Source organism: Luteimonas sp. WGS1318, assembly GCF_043187535.1.
In the GTDB taxonomy this organism is placed as follows: Bacteria; Pseudomonadota; Gammaproteobacteria; order Xanthomonadales; family Xanthomonadaceae; genus Luteimonas.
In genome coordinates, this window is the sequence record NZ_CP171131.1 from 3,461,593 (window position 1) to 3,478,546 (window position 16,954).

At 69.5% G+C, this 16,954-nt stretch carries 19 protein-coding genes; 15 read left to right on the plus strand and 4 right to left on the minus strand.

The window, feature by feature from the left end:
- Positions 1–2 precede the first annotated feature (2 nt).
- From ACF3M1_RS15765 to ACF3M1_RS15795, 7 genes are all read left to right on the plus strand, one after another.
- Positions 3–602, plus strand: coding sequence for a response regulator transcription factor (locus ACF3M1_RS15765; protein WP_394002230.1), 600 nt, complete (start codon positions 3–5; stop codon positions 600–602).
- The gene (gene sctQ, locus ACF3M1_RS15770; RefSeq protein WP_394002232.1) at positions 595–1,650 is read left to right on the plus strand and encodes a type III secretion system cytoplasmic ring protein SctQ; all 1,056 of its coding nucleotides are present in this window, start codon (positions 595–597) and stop codon (positions 1,648–1,650) included. The genes ACF3M1_RS15765 and sctQ overlap by 8 nt, the downstream gene beginning before the upstream one ends.
- 3 nt (positions 1,651–1,653) lie before the next feature.
- Positions 1,654–2,652 (plus strand): EscR/YscR/HrcR family type III secretion system export apparatus protein, encoded by a 999-nt coding sequence (locus tag ACF3M1_RS15775; protein ID WP_394002234.1) that lies wholly within the window; start codon positions 1,654–1,656, stop codon positions 2,650–2,652.
- Positions 2,653–2,919: a type III secretion system export apparatus subunit SctS gene (gene sctS, locus ACF3M1_RS15780; protein ID WP_180544305.1), complete on the plus strand. Its 267-nt coding sequence runs from the start codon at positions 2,653–2,655 to the stop codon at positions 2,917–2,919.
- A 4-nt stretch (positions 2,920–2,923) separates the two neighbouring features.
- Complete coding sequence (gene sctT, locus ACF3M1_RS15785) at positions 2,924–3,709, plus strand: type III secretion system export apparatus subunit SctT (RefSeq protein ID WP_394002237.1); 786 nt, start codon at positions 2,924–2,926, stop codon at positions 3,707–3,709.
- A gap of 147 nt (positions 3,710–3,856) precedes the next feature.
- Entirely contained in the window at positions 3,857–4,003 is a 147-nt protein-coding gene (locus ACF3M1_RS15790; protein ID WP_394002238.1) for a hypothetical protein, read from the plus strand.
- A gap of 25 nt (positions 4,004–4,028) precedes the next feature.
- The gene (locus tag ACF3M1_RS15795) at positions 4,029–4,343 is read left to right on the plus strand and encodes a hypothetical protein (RefSeq protein ID WP_394002240.1); all 315 of its coding nucleotides are present in this window, start codon (positions 4,029–4,031) and stop codon (positions 4,341–4,343) included.
- 307 nt (positions 4,344–4,650) lie between these two features.
- Here ACF3M1_RS15795 and sctU read toward each other — a convergent pair whose 3' ends face one another.
- A complete protein-coding gene (gene sctU / locus ACF3M1_RS15800) occupies positions 4,651–5,856 on the minus strand; it encodes a type III secretion system export apparatus subunit SctU (RefSeq protein ID WP_394002242.1) in 1,206 nt (401 codons plus the stop codon).
- A 263-nt stretch (positions 5,857–6,119) separates the two neighbouring features.
- On the opposite strand from sctU, the gene ACF3M1_RS15805 reads away from it, so the two are divergent.
- The 4 genes from ACF3M1_RS15805 (at position 6,120) to plsB (ending at position 10,956) form a co-directional block, all read left to right on the plus strand.
- On the plus strand, positions 6,120–6,437 hold the full coding sequence (locus ACF3M1_RS15805; protein ID WP_394002244.1) for a hypothetical protein: 318 nt from the start codon (positions 6,120–6,122) through the stop codon (positions 6,435–6,437).
- 76 nt (positions 6,438–6,513) lie between these two features.
- Positions 6,514–7,194, plus strand: coding sequence for a hypothetical protein (locus tag ACF3M1_RS15810; RefSeq protein WP_394002246.1), 681 nt, complete (start codon positions 6,514–6,516; stop codon positions 7,192–7,194).
- Positions 7,195–7,271: 77 nt separating this feature from the next.
- Entirely contained in the window at positions 7,272–8,192 is a 921-nt protein-coding gene (locus ACF3M1_RS15815) for a hypothetical protein (protein WP_394002248.1), read from the plus strand.
- 43 nt (positions 8,193–8,235) lie between these two features.
- A complete protein-coding gene (plsB, locus tag ACF3M1_RS15820) occupies positions 8,236–10,956 on the plus strand; it encodes a glycerol-3-phosphate 1-O-acyltransferase PlsB (protein WP_394002250.1) in 2,721 nt (906 codons plus the stop codon).
- A gap of 87 nt (positions 10,957–11,043) precedes the next feature.
- Here the strand turns inward: plsB and ACF3M1_RS15825 are convergent, their stop codons facing one another.
- Positions 11,044–11,268: a YdcH family protein gene (locus ACF3M1_RS15825; RefSeq protein ID WP_394002251.1), complete on the minus strand. Its 225-nt coding sequence runs from the start codon at positions 11,266–11,268 to the stop codon at positions 11,044–11,046.
- 174 nt (positions 11,269–11,442) lie between these two features.
- Between ACF3M1_RS15825 and bamE the strand changes: the two genes are divergently transcribed.
- The 4 genes from bamE (at position 11,443) to ACF3M1_RS15845 (ending at position 15,074) form a co-directional block, all read left to right on the plus strand.
- Complete coding sequence (gene bamE / locus ACF3M1_RS15830) at positions 11,443–12,009, plus strand: outer membrane protein assembly factor BamE (RefSeq protein ID WP_394005301.1); 567 nt, start codon at positions 11,443–11,445, stop codon at positions 12,007–12,009.
- A 164-nt stretch (positions 12,010–12,173) separates the two neighbouring features.
- Positions 12,174–13,073, plus strand: a complete 900-nt coding sequence (ttcA, locus tag ACF3M1_RS15835; protein ID WP_394002253.1) for a tRNA 2-thiocytidine(32) synthetase TtcA — start codon at positions 12,174–12,176, stop codon at positions 13,071–13,073.
- Positions 13,074–13,177: 104 nt separating this feature from the next.
- Complete coding sequence (locus tag ACF3M1_RS15840) at positions 13,178–14,080, plus strand: recombination-associated protein RdgC (protein ID WP_394002255.1); 903 nt, start codon at positions 13,178–13,180, stop codon at positions 14,078–14,080.
- A 211-nt stretch (positions 14,081–14,291) separates the two neighbouring features.
- Positions 14,292–15,074: a M48 family metallopeptidase gene (locus ACF3M1_RS15845; protein ID WP_394002257.1), complete on the plus strand. Its 783-nt coding sequence runs from the start codon at positions 14,292–14,294 to the stop codon at positions 15,072–15,074.
- Positions 15,075–15,111: 37 nt separating this feature from the next.
- On the opposite strand, the gene ACF3M1_RS15850 is transcribed toward ACF3M1_RS15845, so the two are convergent.
- The gene (locus tag ACF3M1_RS15850) at positions 15,112–15,978 is read right to left on the minus strand and encodes an alpha/beta fold hydrolase (RefSeq protein ID WP_394002259.1); all 867 of its coding nucleotides are present in this window, start codon (positions 15,976–15,978) and stop codon (positions 15,112–15,114) included.
- Entirely contained in the window at positions 15,975–16,952 is a 978-nt protein-coding gene (gene hemH / locus ACF3M1_RS15855) for a ferrochelatase (protein WP_394002261.1), read from the minus strand. The genes ACF3M1_RS15850 and hemH overlap by 4 nt, the downstream gene beginning before the upstream one ends.
- Positions 16,953–16,954 lie beyond the last annotated feature (2 nt).

Genomic DNA, 16,954 nt, shown 5'->3' on the forward strand with positions numbered 1-16,954 from the left:
GCATGCCCAGCGCGCCTTGCATCTATCTGGTCGACGACAACGACGGCTTCCGCGATTCCACCGCGTGGCTGCTGGAAACCGCGGATTTCGAGGTCCGCGCGTTCGCATCCGGCGCCGCGTTCCTCACGGTCTACGACAGCACCCGCCACGGCGACGGCGAGTGCCTGGTGTCGGACATCCGCATGCCGGAAATGAGCGGGCTGCAACTGCAGGACGAACTGCTGCGCCGCGGCTCGACGCTGCCGCTGGTGTTCGTCACCGCGCACGGCGATGTGCCGCTGGCGGTGGAGGCGATGCGCAAGGGGGCGTCGAACTTCCTCGAAAAACCCTTCGGCGACGAGGCGCTGATCGAAGCCATCCGCACCGCGCTGAGCCGCGAGCGCCGGCAGACCGGCTCGCCGCCGGACGCCCGACTCGACGCGCTGAGCCCGCGCGAACGCCAGGTACTGGACCTCGTGGTCGCCAGCAAACCGAACAAGATCATCGCCGACATCCTCGGCATCAGCATCAAGACCGTCGAACTGCATCGCGCCAACATGATGGGCAAACTCGGCGTGCGATCCCTCCCCGAACTGATGAAGGTGGCCCTTGGACATGGCTGACACGCCCGCCGCCGGTCGCCTCGTGCCCGCGGTGGCCCCGCTGCGCGGCCGCATTCCGCAGCTGGCGCCCGCGCAGGCGGCGACGTTGCGCGAGCTGCACCGCTGTCCACGCCGATGGGTCGGCGCGGACGGCACGTTGACGCTGCGCGGCGGCCACGCGGTCGAACCCGGCGGCCTGTTCGAACTCGACGCCGACGGCGTGCGGCTCGGCCTGCACCTGACCGCGGCCCCGGCGGGCGCCGACGACGACGCCCTGCAGTGGCAGGACCGCCAGGGCCGGGCACGGATCCTCGCGTGGAGCCTCGCGCACGAGGCGGCCCTGGTGCGCCTGAGCGACGTCCTCGGCACGTCCCTGGTGCCGGCCACCGACGCCGCGCCAGCCGCCACCGGCACCGACGCCGTCTGGCTCGGGTTCGAGCTGACCCCGGACGCGGAAGCGCCCGAGCCGGCACTGACCGGCACGCTGCGCGTTCCGCTCGCGTGGCTCGACACGTTCCTCGCACGCGATCCGGCGAGCGCACTGCCGGCCGATCCGGGCCACTGGCGCCAGCTGCCGGCGCCGGCCTTGATCGCCGTCGCCGGCCCGCCGCTGACGCGGGCCGACCTGCGCAGCCTGCGCCCCGGCGACGTGATCGTCGTCGGCACCACCCGCGCGCCGCCCGTGCACGCCGAAGCCGCAGGACAGCGCTGGCCGGTGCGCGCATCGGGCGACGGCTGGCGCATCGACGGCCCACCCCATTCCCGACCCCGTTTCCAGGAGACCGTTCCGATGTCCGAGACCGACACGCCCGATGCAGCCGGCACCGATGCGCCGCCCCCGTCCGGCGATCCGACAGCCCACCTGCCGGTCGAGGTCGCGTTCGAGCTGGGCGCGGTCGAACTCCGCCTCGGCGACATCGCCGGCCTGCAGCCCGGCTACGTGTTCGCCCTGCCGGCGCATCTGGAAGGCGCGAACGTGACCATCCGCGCCAACGGCCGCGTGGCCGGGCGCGGCGAGCTGGTCGCGGTCGGCGACACGCTCGGCGTGCGCCTGATCGGCTGGAGCTGATCGATGGATTTCAGCACTTTCTCGCCCGCGCTCGTGCTGGTGACGGTGGTCAGTCTGGCGCTGGCCCCGTTCGTCGCGGTGATGGTGACCTCGTTCACCAAGATCGTCGTGGTACTGAGCCTGCTGCGCAACGCGCTGGGCCTGCAGCAGGTGCCGCCGAACGTGGTCATCAACGGCCTGGCGATCGTGCTGTCGATCTACGTGATGTACCCGGTGATCCTGGACGTCAACGAGGCCGTGCAGGCACGTCTCGAAGGGCGCCCGCCGCCGGCGTCGGTGCAGCGCCAGATCGATGCGCGCGCGCAACAGCAGGCGATCCGCGAGGGTCGGCCGATCGACGTGCGTCCGGACGACGCAGCCCCCGCGCAAGCCGCGCCCGGTGATCCGCCGCCGGCCAGCCCGGCCGCGGCTGATGGCCTCGCTGCCGAAACCGAGGCCCAGGCCGCGGGCGCGGCGCCCGACCCGATGTTCAGCGCCGTGCGCGGCGGATCGAGCAACGATCCGCGCCGCGACGAGGCGGACGCCCCGCTGCCCGGACTGGCCGAGGAAGTGATGCAGTCAAGCGCCCCGGCCTCGCCGCCACCGGTGGGCACGGCATTCGATACCAACCGCCTGCTGACGATGGTCGACGCCGGCAAGGAGCCGCTGCGCACGTTCCTGATCCAGCATTCGAGCGATTCGGAGCGCGCGTTCTTCCTGCGCAGCGTGCAGCGCATGCTGCCGCCCGAACGCCGCGCCGAACTCACACCGGACGACTTCATCGTCATCGTGCCGGCCTTCACCGTCAGCGAGCTCACGGCCGCGTTCCAGATCGGTTTCCTGATCTTCCTGCCGTTCCTGATCATCGATTTGGTGGTCGCCAACATCCTGCTCGCGCTCGGCATGATGATGCTGTCGCCGACCACGGTGTCGCTGCCGTTCAAGCTGCTGCTGTTCGTGCTGATCGACGGCTGGGCCAAACTGGTGCACGGCCTGGTGCTGACCTACGGGACGGCCGCATAGATGGGCGACGTCCTCGAGTTCACCAAGGAAGCGCTGTGGCTGGTGCTGCTGCTGTCCGGCCCGCCGGTCGCAGCGGCGGCGCTGGTCGGCCTGGTGGTCGCGTTCCTGCAGGCGGCCACGCAGCTGCAGGAGCAGACGTTCCCGTATGCGCTGAAGTTCCTGACGGTCGTGATCATGCTGTTCGTCACCGGCTCGCTGATCGGCGGCACGCTGTATGTGTTCGCCGACCGGATCTTCCTCGACTTCCCCGGTCTGGTCAGGCGCTGAGGCGGTGTTCGATTTCGCGCAGAACCCGCTGCTGGCGCTCGCGCTGACGTTGCCGCGTATCGCCGGCGCCTTCCTGATGCTGCCGTTGCTGACCACCGAGACGGTGCCGGCGATGGTCCGCAACAGCTTCATGGTCAGCCTGGCGATCGTCGCGATCCCGATCGCACTGGCCGGTGCGCCCCCGATCGAAGCCGCCGGCACCGCGCACTGGTCGGCGATCGTGCTCAAGGAAACCTTCATCGGCATCTCGATCGGCTTCTGCTACGGCGTCGTGTTCTGGGCGATCAGTTCGGCCGGCGTGATCATCGACACGCAGGTGGGCATGTCGATGGCGCAGATCTTCGATCCCGTGCAGGGCCACCAGACCTCGCTGCACGGCGAATTCCTCTCCCAGCTGGCGGCCTGGCTGTTCATGGCCAGCGGCGCGTTCCTGGTGTTTCTCGATCTGCTGATGACCAGCTACACGGTGTGGCCGGTGATGAGTTTCTTCCCGGACATCCGCATGAGCGGCATGGCGTTGTTCGTCGGGCAGTTCAGCTACCTGATGACCGCAATGCTGCTGCTGGCCGGCCCGGCGATGGTGATCCTGCTGGTGATCGACCTGTCGTTCGGCCTGGTCAACCGCTACGCGCCGCAGCTCAACGTCTTCGCGCTGACGATGCCGATCAAGGCGTGGCTGGCGACGGCGATCATCCTGCTGATGCTGGGCGTGTTCGTCGAGGTCGTGATGCGCAGGCTGGTCGACAACAGCGGGCTGATCAATGCGCTCAAGGGGGCGTTCGGGGGGTAGTGGCTCATGTTGGGGGCGCGTTGCCCTCCGCTTTTGATGGCGGCTGGACCTCCGCCGGCGTGCGTGCCGTTTCCGCGCGATCGCTTGAAACCGCATCGATTCGCTTGGGCGTCGACTCTACCGTGTGGCCTTGCGCGGGTTCTGGCCATGGCCGAGGCCGTGACGTTGGCTTCGGCTGTGGCGTTGATGTTGGCTCTGGCTCTGGCGTTGGCTTTGGCTTTGGCTTTGGCTTTGGCTTTGGCTTTGGCTTTGGCTTTGGCTTTGGCTGTCAGCGTTTGCTCTTCCGAGCCGTAAAGCGAGCCGAGCACCGGAGCCTGGCGTGGCCGAAGAGCAGCCCATGTTTGAGCGCAGCGAGTTTGGGCTGCGTGCCGCGTCAGGCGAGGAGCGGAGGGAACCGATGCGGCTTCATCGCATCGGCGAGTGTCCGGCGATGGCGGTTTTGCTTACTTTTGACAAGACAAAAGTAAGCCGCGCGAACAGCGCGGAAGCTCTGTTCTTCGCGCCCGCTTTGGTCCCCAGGAAAAGCAAACAAAAACAAGTGCAAGGCTTTCGCCCGCTTGCGCGTGCGAGTCCCTTTTTGAGGGACCAAAAAGGAACCAAAAAGTCCCTTCGCCGGACGCGATCCGCCGCATGAAACCGCGGCGGTCCCCTGCGCTTCTCGGTCAGCGGGGCACGCAGCCCAAACTCGCCGCGCTCAGACATGGGCTGCTCTTCGGCCCCGCCGCCCTGCGATGCTCGGCTCGCTTTACGGCTCGATACGTCAAACGCCAAAGCCAAAGCCAAAGCCAAAGCCGAAAGCAACAGCAACAGCAACAGCAAGGGCAACGCGCGTAGCCCTTTCGCGCGACTCCGAACCCCGCCAGACGCGATATCCCTATCCGATCCGCAATTCCGCAGCAGTCACACCGCACCCACACCACAACGCTCGAAATCAGATCCTGTCAGCGCATCGGACCCCGTGGATCCTCGAAGCGCTCGACGACGCTCGCATCGTCCGCCAACGGCGGCGCGGGCGGTGCGTCGTCGGGCAGGCCGATCTCCGTGCGCATCTCCGGCGGCGGCACGAATTCCGGCGGCGCGGGTCGGGCCTCGCCCTGGCGCATGCCCTCGGCCCAGTACAGCACCTGGGCCACGGCCTCGAAGAAGTCGTTGCCGATGTAGTCGTCGATCTCGACCTTGGCGTTGAGGCCGCGTGCCAGCGGCACGTTCTGCAGGATCGGCACGCCCGATTCCTCGGCCACGCGCCGGATCTCCTCGGCCATGTGGCCTTCGCCCTTGGCGACGACGAGCGGCAGGTCGTCCACGCCCTGCTCGTACTGCAGCGCGACGGCGATGTGGGTGGGATTGGTCACGACGACGCTCGAGCCCCGGACGGCGTTGAGCATGTTCTGCTGCGACCACTCCTGGTGCAACTGCTTGCGACGCTGCTTGACGTAGGGGTCGCCCTCGTTCTCCTTGACCTCCTGCTTGATGTCGCGGCGGCTCATGCGCAGCTTCTTGATGTAGGAGAACTTCTGGTACGAGGCGTCGAGCGCGGAGACGAAGAAGAACACGAAGATCGTCCAGATGCCGATCCACTTCAGCGCGTGCCAGATCGCGCTGCCGATCGCCGCGGGCTCGGCGAACGGCAGGTGCAGCAGGCTGGGAATCATGCCCCACAGCACGAAACCGCCGATGCCGAGCAGGGCGGCGCTCTTGAACACGGATTTCACCAGCTCGATGAGGTTGTCCATCGAGAACATCTTCTTGATGCCACTGACCGGGTTGAGTTTGGTCAGGTCGGGCGTGACCTTCTTCATCGTCGCGACCGGCCCGACCTGCAGGAACTCGACCAGCAGGGCGAGCAGCACCGCCAGCAGCAACAGGGGCAGGGTCATCGCCAGCAGCGTCTGCACGGCGAGCGGCACGATGCTGCGCAATGCGGTGTCGAACGGCTGCGTCATCACCACCAGGGCCTGCTCGAACAGCCCGCTGACGCGGCGATACATATCGCCCATCAGCAGCCAGCCGCCGGCCAGCCAGCCCATGATCAGCACGGTGCTGGTGAGCTCGCGGCTCTTGGCGACGTTGCCTTCCTTGCGCGCGTCCTTGAGCTTCTTGCTGGTCGGTTTCTCGGTCTTGTCCGCGCCTTCGTTCTGCTCGGCCATCGGCATTTCCGGAGCGTTTCAGGGGTCGCCGCCGAGGCTAGCACGCAGCCGTTGGCGCTCCGTCGGCGCCGCGCGCCGAGTTCCGCAACGACCGCTCGGGTGACCTCAGGCCATGTCGGATTCATCTTCGCGCGCCGTACGGGGCCATCCCGTACACCCCTAGGGCCAGCCCGAGATGGCCGGTGCATGTCGCCGGCGTTACAGTCGCGCCATCGCCGTCACTGCGGCCACCGCCCGTTTCCTCCGAGATCCTTGGTCCCGTCATGAGCAGCATTTCGTCCGACGCCGGCTTCAACGCCGCCAGCCTCGACCGGCTGGGCGGGCAGGTCGCGCTCGATGATCTGCGGCATCAGGGTGCGGAGGGCCGGGGCCCGGTCGGCGACACGCCGTCGGAAGGCGCACCGCGTGGCCCGACCGCCGATCCCGGCGAGGACGTGCTCAATGTCGCGGCCTGGGACGGCGTTCCGGCAGGCCTGCGCCAGCTCGGCGGTGACATCGCGTTCGAGCACCGTCTCGCGGCGCTCGACCTGTCGCAGGCGGCCGACGTCGGCGCCGACGCGATTCTCGACGCGCTGGCCTGATCCCGCCGAGCACCGCCCCCGCTGACCGGGTATCCCCGGCGCGGGCGCCTCGGTCGCAGTGCGATACTCCGCCGCGATGAACGATGTCCCGTCCGCCGCCGCCCTGCGCGCCGCAGCCGACCGTCTGGTGTCGGCGCTGGCCGCGCACCCCGATCCCGAATACCGGCTGACGGTGCTCAAGCGGCTGGTGCGACGGCTCGGCGAAGACCGCTATCCGGTCTTCCTGCGCCTGCTGGGAGTCGTCGCGGAAAGCGACGATCTGCGCGCCCAGCGCCTGCTCGCCGAGACCTTCGGCACCGCGCTGCGGCGCATGGACTTGCCCGGCGGCGCCCTGAGCTCCTGGGGCGCGACCCGGCTGCCCGACAGCACCGGTCCGCTCGACGCGAGCACGTTCGCCTCCGGCCAGTTCTTCGGCGGTTCGCCGCGGCGCATGCTGGGGCCGGTGGAATACCTGACGGTCTGGCATCTGCAGCGCACCCAGCGCACCGCGCTGTCGGCCGAGACCTTCCGCAGCAGCCTGGCGCGGATGATCGCCCTGCTCAACCAGAGTGACGATGCGCGCACGCTGTATCCGCAGAAGCTGGCCGTCGACGCGCAGAACGAACTCGAAGGCGCCTATACCCGGGCGACGCGTGAGCGCCTGGCCGCGGTGGCCGCGGCCTGGAAGGCCGGCCGCGCACCCGAGGCGATCGCCCAGGCCGCGCTCGATGCCGGCGCCGCCGACACCCCGCCCGGCTGGGTGCTGCGCGACCTCTGAGCGGAGCGGCCAGCGCGCTTGTGGTGCCCGGGCCGGCGATGCAGGATGGACAGTCGGAACACCACAGGGGACATCGGATGCAGGCGCAGGCCGCCACCCGGGACATGCGCGGGCCACGGCCGTGGCCTTTGTTCGCCGTGCTGCCGCTGCTGCTGTGGCTCGGCGCCTGTCAGCGCGAGGCCGCCGAAACGCCCGAGCCCGCGACCGGAGGCGCCACGCCGACCGAGGCGGTCACCGGCCTGACCGCGCACCTGCGCAACGGTGACCTCGCCGCCTTCGCGCACGACGCCGTGCCCCCCGCCCTGGCCCAGCCGCTGGACCAGGCCTGGCGCGAGGGGCGCTCGCGCTGGCCGCTGACCGAACTGCCGCTGTCGGGCCAGGTGCCGGCGGTGCTGGCGGCGCTGTCCGCGCCCCAGGCCGAGCGCTCCCTGCTGCAGGCCTTCAACCGCCAATTCGCCGGCGCCGACCGGGAACTGCGCTCGGCCGCGATCGCGCTCGGCGTGTTCGCGGCCCAGTACCTGGAACACGACGGCGCCTTCAGCGACGGCGAGCGTGCGCATTACACCCAACTGGTGGCGGCGATCAGCGACTGGGCCGCGCAAGCCCCGCTGTCGGACCGCGACCGCGCCCATGCCACGATCACCGCCCTGGTCGAGGCCAGCCGCCAGGGCGGCGTCGGCGACGATGCGCGCCTGGGCCAGGCCGGCATGCACGACGGCCTGACCGCGCTGTCGCCGCTGTTCTCGGCCACCAAGCGCCAGTTGCGCGACTACGGCCTCGACCTCGACATGGCCTTCGACAGCCTCGAGGTCACCCTGCTCGAGCAGACCGGCGACACCGCGCAGGTGCGGATGCGCTACCTGCTGGCCGGCCGGCCCGTCGACGCGGTCGTCGCAGCGGAACGCATCGGCGGGCGCTGGTACCTCGTTGATTTCCTCCGCCATGCACGGGCAGCGGCCGACGCGCCGCCGGCCGACCGCGCGCCGGCGGGATCCTGAACAGGCAGGCTTCCCTGCGGCCTGCCCCCCGGCCTTGGGCATAATGCCGCCGATGCCCGACCAACCTTCCCTGCAATTCCCGGGTGGCCAGGACCCGCGCCGCGCGGCCGATCCCGAGGCCGCCGCCGGCGCCCCGAGCCCCATCGATGACGGCGCCACAGCGCCGCCGGCCGGTGGTGGCATGGATCCGACCCCCGATACCCCACCCCCATCCGCCGCCCAGCTGCCCGTGCCGCTGGCACCGCGGACCCGCACGCCGCGCGCACCGTGGTGGGCCGGTCTGCTCGGGCGGCTGATCCGGCCGTGGATCGGCCTGAAGGTCGAGCCGCAGACGCCCGAGGCGCTGGTCGACCACCGGCCGGTCTGCTACGTGCTGGAGGATTACGGCCTCTCGAACGCGCTGATCCTCGAACGCGCCTGCCGCGAGGCCGGGCTGCCGTCGCCGCTGCAGCCGCTGCCCGGCGACCCGCTGGGGCGCAAGCGCGCCTACGTCGCGCTGTCGCGGCGCAATGCCGGCGGCGCGCTGGCACTGGCGGCCGGCATGGCGCCGTCGAAGTCGACGCATTCCGAATCGCTGTCGCGCCTGCTCGAGGCGCACCGGCTCGATCCCGCCCTCGACGTGCAGGTGGTGCCGGTCTCGATCTTCGTCGGCCGCTCGCCCGACAAGAACAACGGCTGGTTCTCGGTGCTGTTCTCGGAGAACTGGGCGATCGTCGGCCGCTTCCGCCGGCTGCTGTCGATCCTGCTCAACGGCCGCGACACCCTGGTGCGGTTCGCCGAGCCGGTCGAGGTGCGCCCGCTGCTGGCCGAAGAGCTCGGCGCCGAACGCACCGTGCGCAAGCTCTCGCGGGTGCTGCGCACGCATTTCAACCGGGTGCGCGAGGCGATCATCGGGCCGGATCTCTCGACCCGGCGGCTGCTGGTCGACAAGGTGCTGGCCTCGCCGTCGGTCAAGGAGGCGATTGCCGACCAGGCGCGCCGCGACACCAGCAAGCCCGAGGACGCGTGGAAGAAGGCCCACGCCTATGCCTACGAGATCGCCGCCGATTATTCGCATCCGGTGGTGCGCTCGGCGAGCTTCCTGCTGACCACGGTGTGGAACCGGATCTTCCGCGGCGTGCTGGTGCATCACCTGGACCGCTTCAAGGAAGCCGCGCCGGGGCACGAGATCGTCTACGTGCCCAGTCACCGCAGCCACATGGATTACCTGCTGCTGTCGTACCTGCTGTACGGCCGCGGCATCGTGCCGCCGCACATCTTCGCCGGCGTCAACCTCAACCTGCCGGTCATCGGCACGCTGCTGCGCAAGGGCGGCGCGTTCTTCGCCCGGCGCAGCTTCCGCGGCAATGCGCTGTACTCGGCGGTGTTCTCCGAATACATGGCGCAGCTGGTCGGCGGCGGCTATTCGATCGAGTACTTCATCGAGGGTGGCCGCTCGCGCACCGGGCGCCTGCTGCCGCCCAAGGGCGGTGCGCTGGTGATGACGCTGCGCGCGTACCTGCGCGAACCGCGCAAGCCGGTGCTGTTCCAGCCGGTCTACATCGGCTACGAAAAGTTGATGGAAGGCAACAGCTATCTCGACGAACTGTCGGGCAAGCAGAAGAAGAAGGAGTCGATCTGGCAGCTGCTGTGGAGCATCCCGCAGGTGCTGCGCTCGAACTTCGGCCAGGTGGTGGTGAACTTCGGCGAGCCGATCCATCTCAGCGACGTGCTCGCCGAGCTGGCGCCCGAGTGGGACGGCGGCCCGGTCTCCGAGGACGACAAGCCGGCGTGGCTGGCGACCACGGTCGACGTGCTGGCCCAGCGCATCCACGTCAACATCAACCGCGCCGCGGACGTCAATCCGATCAACCTGCTGGCGATGGCGCTGCTGTCGACGCCCAAGCATGCGATGGGCGAGGCCGACCTGCTGGCGCAGATCGCGCTGTCGAAGCAGATGCTGGCCGAAGTGCCGTACTCGGACCGCGTGACGATCACCCCGCACACGCCGGCCGAGATCGTCGCCCACGGCGAGGAGATCGGCGTGCTCGAACGCGTCGCGCATCCGCTCGGCGACGTGCTGCGCGTCGACGACGAGCAGGCGGTGCTGCTCACCTACTACCGCAACAACGTGCTGCACCTGTACACCGCCTCGGCATGGATCGCGTGCTGCTTCCTGCACAACCGGCGCATGAGCCGGCACACCGTGCGCCGGCTGGGCCGGACGATGTACCCGTTCCTGCAGGCCGAGCTGTTCCTGCCCTGGAACGAGGACGGCTTTGCCGAGCGCATTGAGCGCACATTCGATGTGTTCGTGCGCGAAGGCCTGCTCGAGGTCGCGAGCGGCGACGACGGCGAGGTGTTCGCGCGCAATGCCGGCCAGACCGACGAGGTGTTCCGCCTGCGTGCGCTGAGCCACCCCTTGCAGCAGGCCTTCGAGCGCTATTACATCGCGATCTCGGTGCTGGCCAAGAACGGCCCCGGCACGCTCGGCGCCGGCGAGCTCGAAGGCCTGTGCCAGCTCGCCGCGCAGCGCCTGTCGCTTCTGTACGCGCCCGCGGCGCCGGAGTTCTTCGACAAGTCGCTGTTCCGCGGGTTCATCCAGAAGCTGCGCGAACTGGGTCTGGTCAAGCTCGACGGCAACAGCAAGCTGGTGTTCGACGAGCGCCTGGCCGTGCTGGCCAAGGACGCGAAGGTGATTCTCGGCCGCGAGCTGCGTCACTCGATCGAGAAGGTCAGCCCCGAGGCGGTGCGCACCGCGCCCGCGGTGCCGCCGGCGGAGTGACGGGCCCGCGCGCCCGATGCGCGTGGTCGCTGCGGGTGAGCGGCCACGTGCGTCGTCTGTCACATGCGGGCACCGCCCGCGGATCGATCAGGCGGGTTCGTCGGGGATCAGGTCCGACTCCAGCCGGGTGATCGCGTCCTTGAGCAGGAGCTTGCGTTTCTTCAGCCGCTTGAGCGTGAGCTCCTCGTGCGCGGGATCGTGCTGCAGGCGCACGATTTCCGCGTCCAGCTCGCGGTGCTCGCGCCGCAACGCGACCAGCCGGACACCGGCGGTGTCTTCGTGCCTGCTGTCGTCGATGGGGTCGGACGCCATGGGTCGAGCTTACCCGATGCCCGCCGCCACCAGGCTTGGCGGCCGCCGACCGGCCTGCAAGAATGCGCGGCACGCCAGACGGGGATGGCGTGCCGCGCCGGGCGACCGCGCGCCGCTCCCGCTCGCGGCGCCCCGGCCGCATCCGCCAAGGACGTCACGATGCGCAAGACCCCGATCCGCCCCTCCACCGCCCTGCTCGCGGCCGCCCTGCTCGCCGCGAGCGCCGGCGCCCTCGCCCAGGACAAATACGACGGCTACCTGTGCTGCAACATGCGCAGCGACGGCAGCTGGATCAGCGACAGCAACTACGCCGAGAACGGCAAGCGCGTGGTCCCGGTGGGCACGCCGGTCAGCGTCACCGGTTACGGCCGGCACCGCGTCAACGTGCGCATCGACGGTGCGCGCCAGGCGATCGGCAACGACTACAGCCGAGACATCGGCCTGGCCGACTTCGCGAAGCGTTACGTCGTCACCGAAGATCCCGCGCTGAAGATCGCCGGCTATCCGGCCAAGATCCAGGACGCGATCAAGCGCGCCAAGATCACCCCGGGCATGACCCGCGAGCAGGTGCTGATGTCGCTGGGCTACCCGATCAGCAGCGAGAACCCGGACCTCGGCGCCGACCTGTGGCGCTACTGGATGAGCAGCTTCGCCGAGTTCCAGGTGCAGTTCGACGGCAGCGGCCGGGTGCGCGAGATCACCACCGACGCCAACACACGCAACCTGGTCTGGGTGGACTGACCCGTCCACGCGACGCCACGACGGGCGCCATACGGCGCCCGTTGTGCGTCAGACGGCACCGACCGGCGCGCCAGGCGCCGCGGGCAAGAGGCACGGGCAAGGCGCGCTGTGCTGTGCTGTGCGGGCGCAGGCTGTGCGACGGGGTGACCGGTAAACTAGGGCCGATGAGCACCGTCCTGCCCCTGCAAGAACCCCTGCCGCGCTCGCGGGACCCGCGCCGCGGCGCGCACGAGACCCAGAAGCTGGCGACCCGCCTGCGTCACCAGGTGGGCCGCGCGATCGCCGATTTCGGAATGATCGAGGACGGCGACAAGGTCATGGTGTGCCTGTCGGGCGGCAAGGACAGCTACACGATGCTCGACATCCTGCTGCAGTTGCAGAAGAAGGCGCCGGTGGCGTTCTCGATCACCGCGGTCAATCTCGACCAGAAGCAGCCCGGGTTTCCCGAGCACGTCCTGCCGACGTATCTCGAAGCGCTCGGCGTGGACTTCCATATCATCGAACAGGACACCTATTCGGTCGTCAGCCGGGTGATTCCCGAAGGCAAGACGATGTGCTCGCTGTGCTCGCGGCTGCGCCGCGGCGCGCTGTACAGCTACGCGGAAGCGAACGGCTTCACCAAGATCGCGCTGGGCCATCACCGCGACGATCTGGTCGCGACGTTCTTCCTCAACCTGTTCTTCCACGCCAAGCTCAGCGGCATGCCACCGAAGCTGCGCAGTGACGACGGCAAACACGTCGTGATCCGGCCGCTGGCCTATACGGCCGAGGACGACATCGCGGCGTATGCCGAGGCGAAGGCGTTCCCGATCATTCCCTGCACCCTGTGCGGCTCGCAGGAGAACCTGCAGCGCAAGCAGGTCAAGAAGATGCTCGACGCCTGGGAACGCGAGACGCCCGGCCGCATCGAGACCATCGCGCGCGCGCTCGGCGACATCCGTCCTTCGCAGCTCAGTGATCCCAAATTGTTCGACTTCCTCGGCCTCGGTGCAGGCGCAGCGCTCGCACCCGGCGGCGCCGTGCCGGCCTGGCACGAGGACGACGCGCCAGCGCAGGCGTCATGACCGCACGGTGACGTCGCGGCGCGGCGCGCCGCACGTCCTTCCCGATTTTCCCGGCGTTCGCGCCCTGCGCGTCTGCCCTCACTCTTCATGGATTCCCGATACCGATGTTCTTCCGCAACCTGACCCTGTTCCGCTTCCCCACCGCCCTCGACCTGTCGGAACTCGACGCGCGCCTGGCCGAATTCCCGCTCAAGCCGGTCGGCCCGCTGGAGATGTCGTCGCGCGGCTTCGTCTCGCCGATCGCCCGCGATGCCGAGGCGATGACCCACCGGATCGAAGATGCGATCTGGGTCACCGTCGGCGGCGAGGAGAAGATCCTGCCCGGCCCGGTGGTCAACGAACTGCTGTCGCGCCGCATCGAGGAATTCGAGGACAAGCAGGGCCGCAAGCCCGGCGGCAAGATGCGCAAGCAGATGAAGGACGATCTGCTGCAGGAACTGATGCCACGCGCGTTCGTCAAGCCGGTGCGCAGCGATGCGTTGATCGATCTCGAGCACGGCGTGATCGCGGTCAACACCTCCAGCCGCAAGAGCGCCGAGAACGTGGTGTCGGAGATCCGCACCGCGCTGGGCAGCTTCCCCGCGCTGCCGCTCAATGCCGAAGTCTCGCCGCGGGTGGTGATGACGGGCTGGATCGCCGGCGAACCGCTGCCCGACGGTCTGACGCTGGGCGAGGAATGCGAACTCAAGGATCCGTCCGACCAGGGCGCGATCGTGCGCTGCCAGCGTCAGGACCTGCAGTGCGAGGAGATCACCCGGCATCTCGATGCCGGCAAACAGGTCACCAAGCTCGCGCTCAACCTCGACGACCACGTGTCCTTCGTGCTCGGCGAGGATCTGATCATCCGCAAGTTCAAGCTGCTCGACGGCGCGCTGGATTCGCTCGAGCACACCGAGAACGACGATATGCGCGCCGAGCTCGATGCGCGATTCGCGCTGATGCGCGGCGAGTTCAAGCGCCTGTTCACGGTGCTCGAAGGCGCGTTGAAGCTGTCGAAGGCGGAGTGAACGCAGTCGCTCGACTGTTGGGCCGTTCTGCGGTGTTTTCGTCATTGCCGTGAACGCGGGATCCACCGAACGGTCGAGGAGCAACGACGCTGGATTCCCGCCAGACCGGACATGCGTCCGTTGGAAGCCGCGGGAATGACGGGATCGATGGATGCGTGTTCGTCGCGGCGCCAGTGCATGTCGCGACGCACGCAGCGCATACAATCCGCGCATGCCGTCCCTCTCGCGCCTGCTGTCGCCGTCCGCCCGTGCCGTTCCGATGCAGCGCGACACGCTGCGGATCCGGCTCGACGACGGACGCGATGTCGACGTGGTGCGCGTGCGCGATCCGCGTGCGCGGCGCATCCGTTTGAGTGTCAGCGAACGCGGTGCGCGCCTGACGCTGCCGATGCGCGCGAGCCTGGTCGCCGGCGACGCCTTCCTGCAGGAACATCGCGGGTGGCTGGCGACGCAGCTGGCCGAACACGGCAGTGCGTTGCCGCTGCGGCGCGAGTCGACCACCCAGTTGCCATTGCGCGGCGTCGCCTGCCCGGTGCACTGGGAGCCGGGGCGTTTCAGCCACGCGCGACTGCGCGAAGACGGCGTGGTGGTGTTCGCCGCGCCCGAGCACGCCGGCCCGGCCGCCCTGCGTCGCGCGTTACGCGAGTTCTACGAAGCGCAGGCGCGCGCCGACATCGCGCGCTGGATGCCCGTGTACCTCGCCGGCCTGCCGCGCACACCGTCACGCGTGCGACTCAAGGTGATGTCCTCGCAGTGGGGCTCGCTGGCGCCCGACGGCACGCTGACCCTCGATCTCGCGCTGCTGCTCGGCGCGCCGTCGGCATTCGAGTACGTGCTGGTGCACGAACTCTGCCACCTGATCCACGCCGACCATTCGCGCGCGTTCTGGCGCGAGGTCGAAGCGCGCTGCCCGGCGTGGCGCGACGCGCGCGATTACTTCCGCGACCACGGCCGCCGGCTCAAGGGCGATCTGCACGCGCTACTGACCGGCTGAGCCCCGCATCAGCGCATGCGGCGCGTCCTGCGATGCGTCAGTCCGCGCGGCGCAGGAAATCGCCGATCGCCGCGGCCACGTCGCCCGGCTGCTCCATGTGCAGGTGATGCCCGCCGGCGATGACCACGAGGTCGCCCTCGGGCAACAAGCGCGCGCGACGCGTGCGGTCCGGTTCGGGCAGGTAGGGCTGTGGCGGATCGGCATAGATCACCCGGGTCGGGCATTCGATGCCGGCGATCAGGGCATCCACCTGGTCGGGCGTCATGCGCACCGCGGTGGGCACGGTGAGCCGCGGATCGCTGCACCAGACGTGGCCGCCGTCGACATCGCGCACGCCGCGTTCGACCAGCAGGTGCGCCGAGGCTTCCGACAGGCCGTTGACGCGCATGCGCGCGCGCACCGGTGCATCGAGATCGGGGAACACGCGCAAGGCGCGCTGCGGCAGGCCGCGTGCCGAGGCGACCGCGTCGCGCAATCGCGGCACGGTCTGCTCGACGGTCTCGGGCAGCGCGCCCAGCGCCTCGATCGCGACGAAGCGCTCGATCCGCTCCGGCACCGCAGCGGCGACGAGACTGGCGATGCCCGCGCCCATCGAATGCCCGAGCAGCGCGAAACGGTCCCAGCCGAGCGCATCGGCGACATCGAGCACCTGGTGCACGGCGCCGACGAAGGTGTAGTCGGTACCCGGCGGCATGTGCGCGCTGCGGCCGTGGCCGGGCAGGTCCGGCGCGACCAGGTCCAGGCCGTCGAGGTGCGCGGCCAGCGGAACGAAACTCGCCGCATTGTCGAGCCAGCCGTGCAGCGCGAGCACGCGCCGTCCGCCGGGCGCGCCGAAGCGCAGGCCGTGCACCGTGCCGATGCCGATCGGCACCTCGAACGGGCGCGCCGCCGTCGTGTCGCTCATGACCGCTCCGCCAGGTCGCGGCGCACCAGCGCGGCGAGCGCCTGCGCATGGTCCGGCGCGTCGTTGAGACAGGGGATGTAGCGCAGCGCCTGCCCGCCGTGCTCGTGGAAGATCTCCGCGTTCTGCAACGCGATCTCTTCGAGCGTCTCCAGGCAGTCGACCGCGAACCCGGGGCAGACCACGTCGATCGTGCGCACGCCGTTCTGGCCGAGCGCCTTCAGCGTCTCGTCGGTGTAGGGCTGCAGCCACGGCTCGCGGCCGAACCGCGACTGGAAGGTCAGCATCGCCTCGTCCTCGCGCAGGCCCAGCGCGCGCACGATCGCGTCGCAGCCGGCGCGGCATTGCTGCGGGTAGGGATCACCGGCGTCGGCCAGGCGCTGCGGGATGCCGTGGAAGGAGAACAGCAGGCGCTCGCCGCGGCCGTGGACGTCCCAGTGGGCACGGATCGACGCGGCGACGGCGTCGACCCACGCGGGATCGACGTGATAGTCGGCGCGCATCCGCGCACGGCCGTCGGTGCCGAACACCGCATCGACGATGTCGCCGACCGAGGCCGTGGTCGTCGTCGAATACTGCGGATACAGCGGCAGCACCTGCACCTGCGGATGGCCGGCATCGCGCAGTTGCTCGAGCACGGTGCGCAGCGACGGATTGCCGTAGCGCATCGCGTGCACCACGCGCGCCTCGGGCATTTCGCGCTGCACCGCTTCGGTCAGCCGGGCGGTGTGCACCGCCAGCGGCGAGCCGCCGTCCATCCACACGCCGGCATACAGCTTCGCCACCCGCGGCGAGCGGAACGGCAGGATCACGAAATGCAGGATCGGGCACCACAGCCAGCGCGTCAGCGCGACCACGCGGTAGTCGTGCAGGAACTCGGCGAGATAGCGGCGGACCGCCTTCGGCGTCGGCGCATCCGGGGTGCCGAGATTCACCAGCACGACGGCCGGTACGGAGGTGGGGGGTGGCGTGTTCATCC